We start from the raw sequence: 15,794 nt of genomic DNA on the forward strand, positions 1-15,794 counted from the left end.
GGGTCAGCGCACCCGCATGCCGGGTTGTGCGCCCGGGAAGGGTTCCAGCACGAAGATGCCGGGGTTGGCCTTCTCGTCGGCGTGGCTGGCGGCGAGCACCATGCCTTCGCTGATGCCGAACTTCATCTTGCGCGGGGCCAGGTTGGCCACCATCACCGTCAGCTTGCCTTCCAGCGCTTCCGGTTGATAGGCGCTCTTGATGCCCGAGAACACGTTGCGCAGGCGGCCCTCGCCCACATCCAGCGTCAGGCGCAGCAGCTTGTCCGAGCCCTCGACATGTTCGGCCTTGACGATCTTCGCGATGCGCAGATCGACCTTGGTGAAGTCGTCGATCTTGATCTCGGGTGCGAGGTCTTCGCCACCCGGCACCACCTTCGGCGCGGCCGGTGGCGTCAGCAGCTCTTCCAGCAGCTTGGCGTCCACACGCTGCATCAGGTGCTGGTAGTTGCCGATGGTGTGGCCGCCCAGGGCACGCGCCGCGTCGGCAAAGTTCAGCGGCGGCACGTTCAGGAAGGCTTCGACCTGTGCGGCCAGGGCCGGCAGCACCGGCTTGAGGTAGATGGTCAGCAGGCGGAAGGCTTCGATGCAGGTGCTGCACACATCGTGCAGTTGCGCCTCGGCGCCTTCCTTCTTGGCCAGGTCCCACGGCTTGTGCTGGTCCACATACTCGTTGACCTTGTCGGCCAGGCCCATGATTTCACGCAGGGCCTTGCCGAACTCGCGCTCTTCATACAGCTCTTCGACCGTGGCCTGGTGGGCGCGCAGGGTGTCGAGCAGGCTGCGGCCTTCCACGCCGAGGTCGGCGCTCAGGTGGCCGCCGAAGCGCTTCGACAGGAAGCCCGCGGCACGGCTGGCGATGTTGATGTACTTGCCGACCAGGTCCGAGTTCACCCGTGCGACGAAGTCATCGGGGTTGAAGTCGATGTCTTCGACGTGGCTGTTGAGCTTGGCGGCGATGTAGTAGCGCAGCCATTCCGGGTGCAGGCCGAGGTCGAGGTACTTCAGCGGCGAAATGCCGGTGCCGCGGCTCTTGCTCATCTTCTCGCCGCCATTGACGGTGATGAAGCCGTGCACGTTCACCTTGTCCGGCGTCTTGCGGCCGCTGAAGTGCAGCATCGCCGGCCAGAACAGGGTGTGGAAGTAGGTGATGTCCTTGCCGATGAAGTGCACCTGCTCCACCGACGGGTCGGCGAAGAAGGCGTCGAAGTCCTGGCCGATCTTGCCGAAGTAGTTCTTCAGCGAGGCCAGGTAGCCAATCGGCGCGTCCAGCCAGACGTAGAAGTACTTGCCCGGTGCGTCCGGGATCTCGATGCCGAAGTACGGCGCGTCGCGGCTGATGTCCCAGTCGCCGAGGCCGCCGTTGCCGTCGTCATCCTTGGTGAACCATTCCTTGATCTTGTTGAGCACTTCCGGCTGCAGGCGGCCCGGCGCATGCGTCCACTCTTCAAGAAACTCGACGCAGCGCGGGTCGGACAGCTTGAAGAAGTAGTGGTCGGAGGTCTTCAGCACCGGCACCGCGCCCGAGAGCGCCGAGAACGGGTTCTTCAGCTCGGTCGGGGCGTAGACGGCGCCGCACGATTCACACGAATCGCCGTACTGGTCCTTCGTGCCGCACTTCGGGCACTCGCCCTTGATGAAGCGGTCGGGCAGGAACATGCCCTTCTGCGGGTCGTAGAACTGCTCGATCGTCTTGACGCTGATCAGCTCGTTCTTGCGCAGGGCCAGGTAGATCTCCTTGGCCAGGGCGTGGTTCTCTTCGCCGTCGGTGGAGTGCCAGTTGTCGAAGCCGATGTTGAAGCCGTCGAGGTAGCGCTTGCGGCCAGCGGCCACTTCGCCGACGAACTCCTGCGGCGTCTTGCCGGCCTTTTCGGCGGCGATCATGATCGGCGCGCCGTGGGCATCATCAGCGCAGACGAAGTGAACCTGCGCGCCCTTCATGCGCTGCGCCCGCACCCAGATGTCCGCCTGGATGTACTCCATCATGTGCCCGATGTGGAAGGGCGCATTGGCGTAGGGCAGGGCGGTGGTGACGAAGAGTTTGCGAGTCATGGGCAACAGGGTCAGGGTTGGTGGCCGGCGAGTGCCGCGCATCCGGAACCCCTGATTTTAGGCGCCTCGGGCCGCGCCAGGTTGTTCGCTGCCGCGCCTTCCCTGTTTAAACGGGGCTCAACGGCCCACATTCACCATCGGCGTCGAGCCGCCATTCAGCAGCACGGTGTTGCCCGCCTTGCCCGCCACGGCGATGGCCGCGTCACGGTGAATCTCGGCCAGTCGCAGCTCCTTCAGCGCCGGCGTGAGCGAGGCGCTGATGATCTGGTTGGCCCGCGCTTCACCTTCCGCCTGCACCACCAGCCGCTCGGCCTCGGCCTTCGCCAGCTCGATCTCCTTGCGCTTGCGCTCGATCGCCTGGTCAGTCTCGGCCCGCTGGCGGATGGCGGCCTCGATCGCCGGGTCGGTCAGCAGGTTGCGCACATTGACGGCGGTGATGACGAAGGCGCTCTTGTCGTTGCTGTCGAGCTCGCTCTGCAGGCCGCTGCGGATCAGCTCGGCCAGCTCGGAACGCTTGGTGTGCATGGTGGTCGCGTCCAGCGTGGCGATGGCCTTGTAGACGGCCTCGCGCGCTTCCCGCGAGACGCGGCTGTAGGCGATCACCAGATCGCCGGTGCCGCCACTCACCATGTCCTTGTGCTTCACGACGTCGCCCTGGTACTTCACGTACAGGCCCGGAATCGCGCCGGGGTTGGTCTTGAAGTAGACGTCGATGTCGACGTCCTTCATGGTCAGGTTGTCGCGGCTCTTTGGCGTCAGGTCGTTGAGCGCGAAGTTCACTTCCTTCGCTGTGAACTCATCCACCGTCTTGAACAGCGTGAAGTACAGGCCTGGCGCCAGCGCTTCGGGGCTGACCTTGCCGAGCGTGCGTTCGACGCCCACATTGCCGGTGTCGATCTGGCTGCAGCCGCCCAGCAGGGCAAGCAGGCCCAGGCCCAGGCCCAGGGGCAACAGGGTGCGGCGAAGAACGGTCATGGTGCAGCTCATCCGAGTTGGTAGTGCGCTGATGCTAAGCGGGCCGGCGCGGCGTGCGTGGGCCAGTGACGGCGGGTTACCCGGCGCGTGGCGGGCACGACACAGTGCGCGGCGCCGCTTACCATCGCCGCATGCCGTTCATGCTCGATGCCCCGATCGTCACGCCGCGCCTGCTGGTGCGGTCACTGCACGCCGACGACCTGCCCGATCTGCTGGTGGTGAATGGCGATGACGCCGTCACCCACCATCTGCCGTATCCCTCCTGGGCGGGCATGGACGACGCGACTGCATGGGCAGAGCGGGTGCGGCAGCGCGAGCAGGCCGGCGACACCCTGCAGCTGGTGCTGCAGCGCCGCGACACGGGCCAGGTGATCGGTGCCTGTCTGCTGTTCAAGCTGGATGAGCCCAGTGGCCGTGCCGAGCTGGGTTATGTGCTGGGCCAGGCGCACTGGCATGGCGGCTGGATGTTCGAGGCCTGCGAGGCGCTGGTGGCGCACGCGTTCGGGCCGCTCGGTTTGCGGCGCCTGGAGGCTGAAGTGAACCCCGCCAATGCGGCCTCGATGGCCCTGATCCGCCGGCTCGGTTTCACTCAGGAAGGTTTGCTGCGGCAGCGCTGGACGGCCAAGGGCCGCACCTACGACATCGCGTTTTTTGGCCTGCTGGCGTCGGATCTGAAAACCACGGCCGATTGAGGCCGAGCCACCCGCAGTGATCCGGGCGGGGTGACTGAGTGGTTCAGTGCGCGGGCAGCGTCAGGTCGCGCAGCCGGGTCGGGCCGGCGTGCTGCACCACATGCTGGCGCAAGGCGCAGGCGTGGCCGGTGGCAAACAGCACTTCAGCCAGCGCAAACAGCGGACCGGTGAGGTGCGCAGCCAGACCGCGCAGTTGCCGGGGGCGGTGGCCCTCGTAGTAGCGGCCGATGCGCTGCAGACCCAGCCCCAGGGCCAGCACCGCGGCGCTGGCACCCAGCCCGCCTGCGGCGCTTGCGCCCACCAACGCAGCACCCAGGCCCAGTAGCGCCGCATTCATCAGGCTCACCAGCACGCCCAGGCGCCATTCGCCGCGCGTCACGTACCAGAGGCTCGACAGTGCCCACAACACCGCCGCCGGGCTGACGGGCCAAGGGCCGATCGGGCTGTCCAGCGTCAGCATGGTGGGTTTGGCCAGCAACATGCCCAGTGCCAGCACCGTGAGCGGAATGCCGACCAGGTGGGTGGTGATGTTGCGCGCATCGCGCCGGTCACTGGCGTACAAGGCCAGCAGGGTACGGGCAGGACGGAACGTGGACGGCATGGTGGTGGGTACGAACCGGAGCGCGGCGGGTTTGAACGTCAGGGCCCCATCGTAGCGCCAGTCGGCGATTCAGGTCAGGCCCAGCGCGCGCAGCAGTTCACGCGAACTCTGCACAGGCGCCCCGCTGCCCAGGCCCTTGACCAGCGTGGTGATGCCCGCGGCCAGCGGCGCCTGCCCGCCCTTGGACTGCGCCAGCTCGACCACGGCGCCGCAGATGGCGTCGATTTCGGTGGGTTTGCCCAGGGCCACGTCGTCGGCCATGCTGGAGCGGGCCTTGTCGTCGATGCGCAGCATCCGCGCGGCCAGCAGGCGGAACACCGCCGTGGGCAGGCGCAGCAAGGCGGGCATGCGCGCCGGGGGCACCGGGCCCAGCTGCGCGGGCTCGATGCCGGCCGCGGCCAGCACGCCCAGGGCTTCCTGCTGCAGCGCGGCCAGCACCCGCCGGTAGCCGCGATCCAGCAGTTGCGCCCGCAGCGGCAGGCCCGACAGCGCATTCACCGGGTTGTTCAGGTTCATCAGCAGCTTGGCCCACTGCACCGGGGCCAGGTCGTCATGAAGCCGCAGCGGCAGGCCGGCCTGCTCGAAGGTGGGCACAAGCGCCTCCAGCACCAGGTGCCGCTGGGCAGCCAGCTGACCGGCGGTGCCACGGTGCAGGCGCCCGGGGCCCAGCTCGGCGATGTTGTAGGGCACCATGCCCGGCAGCCACACCAGCTCAGGTGCCACGCGGGCGCCGAGCGCTGCATTGCCGATGCCGTTCTGCAGCGAGAGCACGGGCGTGCCCGCCGGCAGCATCCGGGCCAGCTCGCCAGCAGCCTCGGCGGTGGCGCCGCTCTTCACGCAAAGCAGCACCAGCGCGGGCTGCAGGCCTTCGGGGATGTGGGTGTGCAGCTGCAAGACGCTGGGGGCCAGGCGGGTGTCGCGGCCGTCGAGATCGGTCAGGTGCAGGCCGTGCTGGCGCAGGGCGCCGAGCATGCGGGGCCGGGCCACGAAGCTGAGGTCGGCACCCGCCGCAGCGAGGCCACCACCGACAAAGCCACCGACGCTGCCGGTGCCCATGACGAGAATAGAGGGGCGAGAGGAATCATTCATGTGAGCACCATGCTGACAGGCTTCTAAAATGGGGGGACTCCAAGGAAACCCGATGAGCATCAAGAGCGACAAGTGGATCCGCCGCATGGCAGAACAGCACGGCATGATCGAGCCGTTCGAGCCCGGCCAGGTGCGCCAGTCGGCCACCGGCCAGAAGATCGTCAGCTACGGCACCAGCAGCTACGGCTACGACATTCGCTGTGCACGCGAATTCAAGGTCTTCACCAACATCCACTCCACCGTGGTGGATCCGAAGAACTTCGACGAGAAGAGCTTCGTCGACATCGAGAGCGATGTCTGCATCATTCCGCCGAACAGCTTTGCGCTGGCCCGCACCGTCGAGTACTTCCGCATTCCGCGCAGTGTCCTGACGATCTGCCTGGGCAAGAGCACCTATGCGCGCTGCGGCATCATCGTCAACGTCACCCCGTTCGAGCCCGAGTGGGAAGGCTATGTGACGCTGGAATTCAGCAACACCACGCCGCTGCCGGCCAAGATCTACGCCGGCGAAGGCTGCGCCCAGGTGCTGTTCTTCGAGAGCGACGAGGTCTGCGAGACCAGCTACAAGGACCGCGGCGGCAAGTACCAGGGCCAACGCGGCGTGACGCTGCCCAAGACCTGAAGCGGGCCGGGAAGGCCTGCCTTTTCACGCTTTAGCCCGGCAGGTGGGCGGCGCACCATGAGCGCATCCGGATGGTCCGGATGCCACAAGGAGGCGCCATGGTTCCCCATCCCCACTCCGCTGCAGCCCAACAGGTCATCCGCAGCTGGCAGCCCCCGGTGCTTGGCGCGCTGGAGTTGGCTGATGCCTCAGGCAACCGGCCTTCTGCCCGCGCCTGGCCGGCGGCCAGCGACCTGGACATGGGTGCCTTGCTGCACTTCCGCTCGCTGATGGCCCTGGACGGCCACGCCGTGCAGGTGGCCCGCATGTGCTACGACCGCCTTTACGCCTACGAGCGCATCGCCACCGCGCACGGCAGCGCTCACGACCCGCTGCGCCGTCTGGCGCTGGAGTTGTTCCAGACCTACCACCGCCGGGACGAATTGCACGACAACGGCCACTGAACACGGGCTGCCCGAGGCGCTTCGCAGCGCTGCGTCAGCTTGCGGCCGGACAATGGCTGCATTCACGGACACAAGGGGGCAGCATGCGTTGGCAAGGTGAGCGGCAGAGCGACGAAGTTGAAGATCGTCGGGACGACGGTGGTGGTGGCATGGGCGGCGGCGGTGGTGGTGGCGGGTTGCCCATCGGCGGACGCGGCATCGGCCTGGGCGGCATTGCCGTGGCCCTGATCGCCAGCTGGCTGCTGGGCGTGAACCCGATGACGGTGATCGGCCTGCTCAGTGGTGGCGGTGAAGCTGCCGGCCCGGTGGCCGCGCAGCACGCACCCGCCACGGCCAAGGCACCCCGCAACGATGAGATGACGCAGTTCGTGCGCACCGTGCTGGCCAGCACCGAAGACGTGTGGGCCGCGCAGTTCCAGGCTCAAAACGCGCAATACCGCAAACCGGTGCTGGTGCTGTTCACCGGCCAGACACGCACCGCCTGCGGCAATGGCGAAGCGGCGATGGGGCCGTTCTACTGCCCGGGCGACAGCAAGGTCTACATCGATCTGGCCTTTTACGACACGCTGCGCCGCCAGCTGGGCGCGCCCGGCGACTTCGCGCAGGCCTATGTCATCGCCCACGAGGTGGGGCACCACGTGCAGCACCTGATGGGCATCTCGGACAAGGTGGACCAGATGCGCGGCCGGGTCTCGAAGACCCAGGCCAATGCACTGTCGGTGCGCCTGGAGTTGCAGGCCGATTGTTTCGCCGGCATCTGGGCGCACGACGCCAATCAGCGGCGCAACATCCTCGAATCCGGTGATCTGGAAGAGGCCTTGAACGCGGCCTCGCGCATCGGCGACGACGCGCTGCAGCAGCAGTCCCAGGGCCGCGTGGTGCCTGAAAGCTTCACCCACGGCAGCAGCGCCCAGCGGGTGGCCTGGTTCCGTCGCGGGATGGACAGCGGCCAGATCAACCAGTGCAATACCTTCGAGGCGAAGCAGCTGTGACAGCCGCACTCGCCTGAACACCGGAAAGAGGCCCCCATGCGTTCTGCCGCTCGTCCCAAGGCCCTCGTGGCCGCCTGGTTCGACTTTCTCTCACCGGCTCAGCGGCCGATGGCGATCGAGTTGCAGGCGGCGGTGCGGGGGGCCGTGCCGGATGTGGCCGAGTCGATCCGCTGGGGCAACCTCGTGTTCACGGTGAGCGACGAACTGATGGCGGCGCTGGTGCCGCACAAGGCGCACATCAACCTGCAGTTCTACCAGGGCGCATCGCTGCCGGCACACATCGCCGAGCTGGACGGCAACCAGCGCGACAGCCGCAGCCTGAAGTGCCGCCTCAGCCAGCCGCTGGACGGCGTGAAGGTAGAGATGCTGGTGACGGCAGCGGCGGTCATCGCGCGCCGGCAGGCGCTTGAGCGTGCGGGGGAGCGGGCCGTGGAGCGGGCCATTGAGCGGCCCAGCCACCCGCCGAACAAGCCCGTTTGACGCGCCAGGGCCTCAGGTCGTCAGCAGGCCTTTGGTTTCGATGAAGCGCACCACCTCGGCCAGGCCTTCGCGGGTCTTGAGGTTGGTCATCACGAAGGGCCGGTTCGGCCGCATGCGCTTGGTGTCGGCTTCCATCACCGCCAGATCGGCACCCACGTGCGGGGCCAGGTCGGTCTTGTTGATGATGAACAGATCGCTCTTGGTGATGCCCGGGCCGCCCTTGCGCGGAATCTTTTCGCCGGCCGCCACGTCGATCACGTAGATCGTCAGGTCGCTCAGCTCCGGGCTGAAGGTCGCCGCCAGGTTGTCGCCGCCCGATTCGATGAACACGATGTCGGCGTCCGGGTACTTGTCGAGCATGCGGTCGACGGCTTCCAGATTGATCGACGCGTCTTCGCGGATGGCGGTGTGCGGGCAGCCGCCGGTTTCCACGCCCATGATTCGGTCGGGCTCGAGCGCGCCGGAGATCGTCAGCAGGCGCTGGTCTTCCTTCGTGTAGATGTCGTTCGTCACGACCACCAGGTCCCAGCGCTCACGCATGGTCTTGCAGAGCATTTCGACCAGCGTGGTCTTGCCGGAGCCCACAGGGCCGCCGACACCCACGCGCAGCGCGGGCAGTGGCTTGGTACGACGGGCGGGAGAGGGTGCGGGCATGGTGCGTCAGCTCGTGGCAGGTTCAATGAATCGAGCATACGACATGCACGGAACATGCCTGCATCGCTCCAACACCATGCATCTTTGCAACCTCAGACCGAGATGCCCACCTGCAGCGTGGCGCTGTAGCCAGCCGCCACCGAACCGCTGACGGTGGTGGTCTGGGTGCTCACGCCGTCGCTGAAGACGTTGTCGGTGCTGTAGCTGATCCTGGCCAGGTTGCTCACGCTCGTCTCGTAGCCGGACTGGGCGTACACCGTGTTCAGCATGTCCATCGGGAAGGTCAGCTGCGAGGTCTTGATCTTGTTGCTGGCGATGCTGGCCGTGCTCAGGCTTGGATAGACCTCGAAGTGCATGTGGGTCATGCGGCCGTCGTAGCAGCCCGGCACGATGGTGGTGAAGGTGACCTGGCCGCTGGCGTTGGTGGCCTGCACGCCGCGCAGGTAGTTCTGGTCGGTGATGCCGCTGGAGTACATCGAATACTTGCCGCTGCGGTCGCAATGCCAGAGGTAGATGGCATAGCCCTCGAGCGACGCGCAGCTGTTGCCGGTGTTCACGAGCGTCAGGGTGATGGTCAGCGGCACGCCGTTGGCCGTGCCGGTGGCGCCGCCGATGCTGGACGTGATGTCCGAGCGCACGATGCCGCTGAGCGACAGTGCATTGGCCACGCTGCCGTTCACGCTGTTCGAGCCGTCGCCGGGGTAGGGGCCGGCGGTTTCCTCGGGAATGACTGAGCAGGTGCCGCTGCTGGTGGAGCCGCCTGTCGTTGTGCCTCCGGTGGTAGTGCTTCCACTGGAAGTTGTCGTGGTGGTGCCCGCGTCACTGCCGCCACCGCCGCAGGCCAGCAGGGCCAGCGGTGCCACGCCACCGGCGGTCAGCAGGCCCAGCCAGCGACGGCGGCTGGCGCGGTGCCGGGCCAGGGTGTCGAGGTCGGCTTGCAGACCGCCATCATGAGCGTGGTCATGGGCTTCGTGCTGCGTCGCGTGACCGGCGTTTGTAGTCTGTTCTGGTGTGCGCATGGTGGATTCCTCTTCAGAAGGTATCCATCGTGCGAAGTGCGCGTTGCTGACTTGTTGCTCGCGGTTTGCTCGCGGCAAAGCCTGCCCTCAAGACCGGAACAGCCGGGAATACTGGGCTTCGTGGCGGGCCGACAGAATCGCCAGCATCGGCGTGAAGGCCTGGCGCTGGCTGTCGGTCTGGCGCATGGCGGCCTCCACCACGGCCGGGATGGCCTGCGTCAAGGAAGCCAGCATGCGCTGACCGGCGCTCTGGCCCAGCGGCACTGATTTGATCGCGGCCTGCACCATGTTCTCGGCCCAGCCGAAGCAGTGGGTCAGCAGGGCCTCGCGCAGCGGGGCGCCGGCGAACACGGTGGCCAGGGCAAAAGACACCGGCCAGGTGGGGGCCGGTGACAAGGCGCCGAGGTGCGCCACCCGCGCATCGCTCGAGTTGCGCTGGCGCAGCCAGTCGTGCAGCGACCGGCCCATCTGCTCGGCCTGCTGGCGCAGCTCGCTTGATTCGCGGGTTTCACGCACCCAGTCATTCAACTCGGTGATGCGGGCCAGATCAGCGCGCTGCCAGGCGCCCACGGCGCGTGCCACCACACCCAGGTCAGCGCGGCCCAGTGCCAGGTGCAGCTGGTCGCTCAGCCAGGCGCTGGCCTGGGCTTCCTGTGTCACCAGGCCGGCTTCCACCGCCGCCTCCAGCACTTCCGAATAGCTAAAGCCGCCCACCGGCAGCGCGGGCGACGCCAGCCACATCAACTGCAGCAGGGTGGAAGCCGGCAAGGGCGCCGGCGCTGAACGCACACGAGGCATCGAGACGAGGAATCAGGTCAGTGGTCGTGCTTGTGACCGTGGTCGTGGCCGTGGTCATGCCCACAACCCGGGCCATGCACATGCGGTGCCGGCGCGGCCGCCACCGGGATGCCCAGCGGCTTGCCACGCACGGGCGCTGCGGCAGGGCTGTGCGCGTGGTCTTGTGCGTGGTTGTGCCCATGGTCATGCCCATGGTCATGCCCACAACCCGGGCCGTGCACATGCGCCGCCGGGGCAGCCGGGGCCGCGTGGGCATGTCCGTGACCGTGGTCATGGCTGTGGCCGTGACCATGCCCGTGCCCACCCGCCGCATACGCCCCGCTCTCGGGCTCGAAGGCGGCAGAGGTTTCGGTGACGATCAGGTGCATCTGGCGCAGCATGTCGGCCAGCACGTGGTCGGGCTCCAGCGTCAAGTGGCCGGGTTGCAAGGCCAGGGGCACATGCCGGTTGCCCAGGTGGTAGGCGGCGCGCAGCAGGTCAAACGGGCTGCCGTGCTCGGTGCAGGCACGCACCTCCAGCACCGGCTGCGGGGCCGCTTTCACGGCCACCAGCGAGCCGTCTTCCGCCACCAGTACGTCGCCCCCCCGCACCACGGTGCCGCGGGGCAGGAAGACGCCCAGGTGCCGGCCCTGGCTGTCGGTGGCATCGAAGCGGCTCTTCTGGCGCACGTCCCAGTCGAGTTCGACCGTGGCGGCGCGCTTGAGCAACACAGCGGCCAGGCCCTGGCCGCGCGGAATGAGTTTCTGGATCGTCAGCATGCGCCGATGGTAAGGCCGGGCCGGGTCAGGGCGCTCAGAAGAGGAAATAGCGCTGTGCCATCGGCAGCACGCTGGCGGGCTCGCAGGTCAGCAACTGGCCATCGGCACGCACCTGGTAGGTCTGGGCGTCGATCTCCATGTGCGGCGCATAGTGGTTGTGCACCATCGCCGCCTTGTTGACGGTGCGGCAGCCGCGCACCGCCGACAGGCGCTTGTGCAGACCGAACTGCTGGCCCACCTGCGCCGCCATGCCGGCCTGGCTCACGAAGGTCAGCGAGGTGCGTGCGATGGCGCCGCCGAAGCTGCCGAACATCGGCCGGTAATGCACCGGCTGGGGCGTCGGGATGCTGGCGTTCGGGTCGCCCATCGCCGCCGCGGCAATGAAGCCGCCCTTGAGCACGAGGCTGGGCTTCACGCCAAAGAACGCGGGCTTCCAGAACACCAGGTCGGCCCATTTGCCCACCTCGATGCTGCCCACCTCATGGCTGATGCCATGGGCCAGCGCCGGGTTGATGGTGAGCTTGGCGATGTAGCGCTTCAGGCGCGCGTTGTCGCTGCGTGCCGGGTCATCGGGCAGCTTGCCGCGCTGCACCTTCATCTTGTGGGCGGTCTGCCAGCAGCGGATGATGACTTCGCCTACGCGGCCCATGGCCTGCGAGTCGGAGCTGAACATGCTGATGGCGCCGAGGTCATGCAGGATGTCTTCAGCAGCGATGGTCTCGCGGCGGATGCGGCTTTCGGCAAAGGCCAGGTCTTCGGCAATCGACGCATCGAGGTGGTGGCACACCATCAGCATGTCGAGGTGCTCGTCCAGCGTGTTCACCGTGTACGGGCGCGTCGGGTTGGTCGACGAAGGCAGCACATTGGCCTCGCCCACCACCTTCATGATGTCGGGCGCATGGCCGCCCCCCGCGCCTTCGGTGTGGAAGCTGTGGATGGTGCGGCCCTTGAAGGCGGCTATGGTGTCTTCGACGAAGCCGGATTCATTCAGCGTGTCGGTGTGGATGGCCACCTGCGTGTCGGTTTCTTCGGCCACGCTGAGGCAGCAGTCGATCGCCGCGGGCGTGGTGCCCCAGTCCTCGTGCAGCTTCAGGCCGATCACGCCGGCTTCCACCTGCTGGCGCAGGGCGTGCGGCTGGCTGGCGTTGCCCTTGCCGAGGAAGCCGATGTTCATCGCGAATGCATCGGCCGCCTGCAGCATGCGGGCGATGTTCTCGGGGCCGGGCGTGCAGGTGGTGGCGAAGGTGCCGGTGGCCGGCCCGGTGCCACCGCCGATCATGGTGGTGACGCCCGAATACAGCGCTTCCTCGATCTGCTGCGGGCAGATGAAGTGGATGTGCGTGTCGATGGCGCCGGCCGTGACGATCATGCCTTCGGCGGCGATGATCTCGGTGCCCGGGCCGATGACGATGTCGATGCCCGGCTGCACGTCGGGGTTGCCGGCCTTGCCGATGGCCACGATGCGCTGGCCCTTCAGGCCGATGTCGGCCTTGACCACGCCCCAGTGGTCGAGGATGGTGGCGTTGGTGATGACGCAGTCGCAGGCGTCACCGGGCAGCGGGCCGTTGCTGCGCTGGCTCTGGCCCATGCCGTCGCGGATGGTCTTGCCGCCGCCGAACTTCACTTCCTCGCCGTAGCCGCCGGCGCGCAGCGTCAGGTCTTGCTCCACCTCGAGGATGAGTTCGGTGTCGGCCAGCCGCAGCCGGTCGCCAACGGTGGGGCCGAACATCTCGGCATAGGCGCGTTTGCTGATCGTGCTCATCAGAGTTTTCCTTGGACCAGGCCGCGAAAGCCGTAGACCACGCGGTCACCGGCCAGATCGATCAGATTCACCGTGCGTTGCTGGCCGGGCTCGAAGCGCACCGCGGTGCCGCTGGCAATGTGCAGGCGCTTGCCATGTGCAGCCGCGCGGTCGAAGCGCAGTCCGGCGTTGGTTTCGGCAAAGTGGTAATGCGAGCCGACCTGGATCGGGCGGTCGCTGGCGTTTTCAACCACCAGGGTCAGCACAGGCCGGCCCGGGTTGAGTTCAATCTCGCCCTCGTCAGTGAAAAGTTCGCCGGGAATCATCGCGCGCTCCCGTTCAAGCCAGCAGCAGGGCGCTGCCGAACACCGCCACGCCCAAGCCGGCTGCGCGGGTGACCCAGCCGTGGCGCTGCTGCAGCGAGCGGCCAGCCAGCCAGCCCATCAGGTGCAGGCTGGCCGTGCCGAGCAGCATGCCGGTGACGGCGGCGGCGCTGTCGCCCAGCTCCATCCCGTGTGCGGCGCCATGGAACAGCGCGAAGCCGCCGACCAGCGCGGCCGCCACCGGGGCCGGCAATTGCTGGCGTGCGGCAAGCAACAGGCCCAGCGCCAGCAGCGACGTGGCGATCATCGGCTCGATGGCCGGCAGCGCCCAGCCACCGGCAGCCAGCAGCACGCCCGCCAGCATCAAACCCACGAAAGACAGCGGTGCGACCCAGGCACGGCGGCTGGCACCGCTGCCGCTCCACAGGCCCACGGCCAGCATGGCGGCCAGGTGGTCCAGGCCGGTGTAGGGGTGAGCCAGGCCTTCTGCGAAGCCGGTGTGCGCATGCGCGGCGTCCGTGCCGTGCGCCGAAGCCAGCAAGGGCAAGGCGCCCAGGCACAGGGCGGCGCCCGCACGCACGAACAGGCGGGTGGAGGAGGTCGAAAGCGAGGAGGTCATGTCGGGTCCTTCAGGAGTGACGCGAGGAAAGCGATCTGAGGCAAATGCACACGCTTGGTGCGCAATGCCGGGGTTTGTGCGTGGTCAGGCGATGGGTTGGTGCACGGTCACCAGCTTGGTGCCATCGGGGAACGTGGCTTCCACCTGGATTTCGGGAATCATCTCGGCCACGCCGTCCATCACCTGGCTGCGCGTCAGCACGGTCTTGCCGTCACTCATCAGCGCCGCCACGGTCTTGCCGTCACGGGCGCCTTCCATGATGGCGGCGGTGATCAGGGCCACCGATTCCGGGTAGTTCAGGCGCAGGCCACGGGCCAGGCGCCGCTCGGCCAGCAGCGCGGCCGTGAAGATGAGCAGCTTATCTTTTTCGCGGGAGGTCAGTTCCATCGGGGCTCTCCAGGGTGGCGCATCTGCCCGGCACCTGTGCCGGTACGGGTGCACCACCTGTCGGTGTTGTTGAGGCTTGTACCTGCAAGGGTGATGCCATCGGTGCAGGCGCAGCACCGATGCGTGGTTTCACGTAGGCCGGGGTCGAGTTACAACGCGGTTTCAGGTGCAAGATCGAGCCCGGGGCCAGCGGTTGGGCCTCGAAGTTGCTAAATCAGGATGGCTGCGTCCGCGCCGCCAGTCAATGCAAAAAAGAGAAAGCTCGGAGACTCTTTCCATGGACATCAAGCACAGCGTGAACAACCGTCACCTCGCCCGCAAGACCCTGGCCCTCGTACTGGCCGGCGGTCGCGGCTCGCGCCTCAAGTCGCTGACCGATCGCCGCGCCAAGCCGGCCGTGCACTTCGGCGGCAAGTTCCGCATCATCGATTTCGCGCTCAGCAATTGCATCAACTCGGGCATGCGCCGCATCGGCGTCATCACCCAGTACAAGTCGCATTCGCTGCTGCGCCACCTGCAGCGCGGCTGGAGCTTCATGCGCAACGAGATGAACGAGTTCATCGACTTGCTGCCGGCCCAGCAGCGCCTGAACGAAGACGACTGGTACCGCGGCACTGCCGACGCGATCTGGCAGAACCTCGACATCATCCGCAACTCCACGCCGCCCGAGTACATCGTGGTGCTGGCCGGTGATCACATCTACAAGATGGACTACGCGGTGATGCTGGCCGACCACGTGGCCAGCGGCCGCGGTGTCACGGTGGGCTGCATCGAGGTCAGCCGCGAAGAGGCCATGGGCTTCGGCGTGATGGCGATCAACGAACACCGCCACATCACCCAGTTCGTCGAGAAGCCGGCCGATCCGCCAGCCATGCCGGGCAACCCCGCGATGTCGCTGGCCAGCATGGGCATCTACATCTTCTCGGCCGAGTACCTGTATCGCCTGCTCGAAGAGGACGCGGTTGATCCGGAGTCGGAGCATGACTTCGGCAAGAACCTGATCCCGAAGGCGGTGGCCGAGCAGCAAGCCTCGGCGCATCCGTTCTCGATGTCGGCGATCGCCAACCCGCCGTACTCGCGGGCCTACTGGCGCGATGTGGGCACGGTGGACGCCTACTGGGCGGCAAACCTTGATCTGGCCACCGTCACGCCCGAGCTGAACATGTACGACCGGGACTGGCCGATCTGGACCTACCAGGAGCAGCTGCCCCCCGCCAAATTCGTGCACGACGACGAGGCGGAAGGCCGTGTCGGGCAGGCCATCAACAGCCTGGTGTCGGGTGGCTGCATCGTCTCGGGCGCTACGGTGAAAGACTCGGTGCTGTTCTCGAACGTGCTGGTCCGCTCCTACAGCCAGATCGAGCGCACCGTGGTGTTGCCGGATGTGCAGATCAACCGCAACTGCCGCATCCGCAACGCCGTCATCGACCGCCGCTGCAAGCTGCCGGAAGGGCTGGTGATCGGCGAAGACCCGGTGCTGGACGCGCAGCGTTTCCACCGCAGCCCGAACGGCGTGGTGCTGGTCACCCGCGACATGCTGAAGGCGCTTTGA

Annotated in this window: 18 protein-coding genes; 6 read left to right on the plus strand and 12 right to left on the minus strand. The window is 67.1% G+C overall.

Annotated elements, in window-relative coordinates; translation table 11 throughout:
• Positions 1–3: 3 nt before the first annotated feature.
• Both metG and AACH00_RS01875 read right to left on the minus strand, forming a co-directional pair.
• Positions 4–2,049 (minus strand): methionine--tRNA ligase, encoded by a 2,046-nt coding sequence (metG, locus tag AACH00_RS01870; RefSeq protein ID WP_341397236.1) that lies wholly within the window; start codon positions 2,047–2,049, stop codon positions 4–6.
• A 117-nt stretch (positions 2,050–2,166) separates the two neighbouring features.
• Positions 2,167–3,024 carry an SPFH domain-containing protein gene (locus AACH00_RS01875; RefSeq protein WP_341397237.1) on the minus strand — a complete coding sequence of 286 codons (858 nt, stop codon included), beginning with the start codon at positions 3,022–3,024 and terminating at the stop codon, positions 2,167–2,169.
• Positions 3,025–3,155: 131 nt separating this feature from the next.
• On the opposite strand from AACH00_RS01875, the gene AACH00_RS01880 reads away from it, so the two are divergent.
• Positions 3,156–3,716 (plus strand): GNAT family N-acetyltransferase, encoded by a 561-nt coding sequence (locus tag AACH00_RS01880; RefSeq protein WP_341397238.1) that lies wholly within the window; start codon positions 3,156–3,158, stop codon positions 3,714–3,716.
• A 43-nt stretch (positions 3,717–3,759) separates the two neighbouring features.
• Here AACH00_RS01880 and AACH00_RS01885 read toward each other — a convergent pair whose 3' ends face one another.
• Both AACH00_RS01885 and AACH00_RS01890 read right to left on the minus strand, forming a co-directional pair.
• Positions 3,760–4,317 (minus strand): Mpo1-like protein, encoded by a 558-nt coding sequence (locus tag AACH00_RS01885; protein ID WP_341397239.1) that lies wholly within the window; start codon positions 4,315–4,317, stop codon positions 3,760–3,762.
• Between the two features lie 69 nt (positions 4,318–4,386).
• Positions 4,387–5,406: a 2-dehydropantoate 2-reductase gene (locus tag AACH00_RS01890; RefSeq protein WP_341397240.1), complete on the minus strand. Its 1,020-nt coding sequence runs from the start codon at positions 5,404–5,406 to the stop codon at positions 4,387–4,389.
• A gap of 52 nt (positions 5,407–5,458) precedes the next feature.
• Here AACH00_RS01890 and dcd point away from each other — a divergent pair, with 52 nt between their 5' ends.
• The 4 genes from dcd (at position 5,459) to AACH00_RS01910 (ending at position 7,943) form a co-directional block, all read left to right on the plus strand.
• Positions 5,459–6,028: a dCTP deaminase gene (dcd, locus tag AACH00_RS01895; RefSeq protein ID WP_341397241.1), complete on the plus strand. Its 570-nt coding sequence runs from the start codon at positions 5,459–5,461 to the stop codon at positions 6,026–6,028.
• Positions 6,029–6,126: 98 nt separating this feature from the next.
• The gene (locus AACH00_RS01900; RefSeq protein WP_341397242.1) at positions 6,127–6,471 is read left to right on the plus strand and encodes a hypothetical protein; all 345 of its coding nucleotides are present in this window, start codon (positions 6,127–6,129) and stop codon (positions 6,469–6,471) included.
• A gap of 83 nt (positions 6,472–6,554) precedes the next feature.
• Positions 6,555–7,463 carry a KPN_02809 family neutral zinc metallopeptidase gene (ypfJ, locus tag AACH00_RS01905; RefSeq protein WP_341397243.1) on the plus strand — a complete coding sequence of 303 codons (909 nt, stop codon included), beginning with the start codon at positions 6,555–6,557 and terminating at the stop codon, positions 7,461–7,463.
• Positions 7,464–7,499: 36 nt separating this feature from the next.
• Positions 7,500–7,943, plus strand: coding sequence for a DUF1801 domain-containing protein (locus AACH00_RS01910; protein WP_341397244.1), 444 nt, complete (start codon positions 7,500–7,502; stop codon positions 7,941–7,943).
• A 12-nt stretch (positions 7,944–7,955) separates the two neighbouring features.
• On the opposite strand, the gene ureG is transcribed toward AACH00_RS01910, so the two are convergent.
• The 8 genes from ureG to AACH00_RS01950 form a co-directional block, all read right to left on the minus strand.
• The gene (gene ureG / locus AACH00_RS01915; RefSeq protein WP_341397245.1) at positions 7,956–8,597 is read right to left on the minus strand and encodes an urease accessory protein UreG; all 642 of its coding nucleotides are present in this window, start codon (positions 8,595–8,597) and stop codon (positions 7,956–7,958) included.
• A gap of 92 nt (positions 8,598–8,689) precedes the next feature.
• The gene (locus AACH00_RS01920; RefSeq protein ID WP_341397246.1) at positions 8,690–9,616 is read right to left on the minus strand and encodes a dioxygenase family protein; all 927 of its coding nucleotides are present in this window, start codon (positions 9,614–9,616) and stop codon (positions 8,690–8,692) included.
• A gap of 87 nt (positions 9,617–9,703) precedes the next feature.
• Complete coding sequence (locus AACH00_RS01925) at positions 9,704–10,414, minus strand: urease accessory protein UreF (protein ID WP_341397247.1); 711 nt, start codon at positions 10,412–10,414, stop codon at positions 9,704–9,706.
• Between the two features lie 17 nt (positions 10,415–10,431).
• Complete coding sequence (gene ureE, locus AACH00_RS01930) at positions 10,432–11,172, minus strand: urease accessory protein UreE (RefSeq protein WP_341397248.1); 741 nt, start codon at positions 11,170–11,172, stop codon at positions 10,432–10,434.
• 34 nt (positions 11,173–11,206) lie between these two features.
• The gene (ureC, locus tag AACH00_RS01935; protein WP_341397249.1) at positions 11,207–12,934 is read right to left on the minus strand and encodes an urease subunit alpha; all 1,728 of its coding nucleotides are present in this window, start codon (positions 12,932–12,934) and stop codon (positions 11,207–11,209) included.
• Positions 12,934–13,239 carry an urease subunit beta gene (locus AACH00_RS01940; protein WP_341397250.1) on the minus strand — a complete coding sequence of 102 codons (306 nt, stop codon included), beginning with the start codon at positions 13,237–13,239 and terminating at the stop codon, positions 12,934–12,936. The genes ureC and AACH00_RS01940 overlap by 1 nt, the downstream gene beginning before the upstream one ends.
• A 13-nt stretch (positions 13,240–13,252) precedes the next feature.
• A complete protein-coding gene (locus tag AACH00_RS01945; RefSeq protein WP_341397251.1) occupies positions 13,253–13,855 on the minus strand; it encodes a HupE/UreJ family protein in 603 nt (200 codons plus the stop codon).
• 84 nt (positions 13,856–13,939) lie between these two features.
• Positions 13,940–14,242 (minus strand): urease subunit gamma, encoded by a 303-nt coding sequence (locus AACH00_RS01950; RefSeq protein WP_341397252.1) that lies wholly within the window; start codon positions 14,240–14,242, stop codon positions 13,940–13,942.
• Between the two features lie 277 nt (positions 14,243–14,519).
• Between AACH00_RS01950 and glgC the strand changes: the two genes are divergently transcribed.
• On the plus strand, positions 14,520–15,794 hold the full coding sequence (glgC, locus tag AACH00_RS01955; protein ID WP_341397253.1) for a glucose-1-phosphate adenylyltransferase: 1,275 nt from the start codon (positions 14,520–14,522) through the stop codon (positions 15,792–15,794).

This window comes from Ideonella margarita (genome assembly GCF_038066635.1).
Lineage (GTDB): Bacteria > Pseudomonadota > Gammaproteobacteria > Burkholderiales > Burkholderiaceae_C > Ideonella > Ideonella margarita.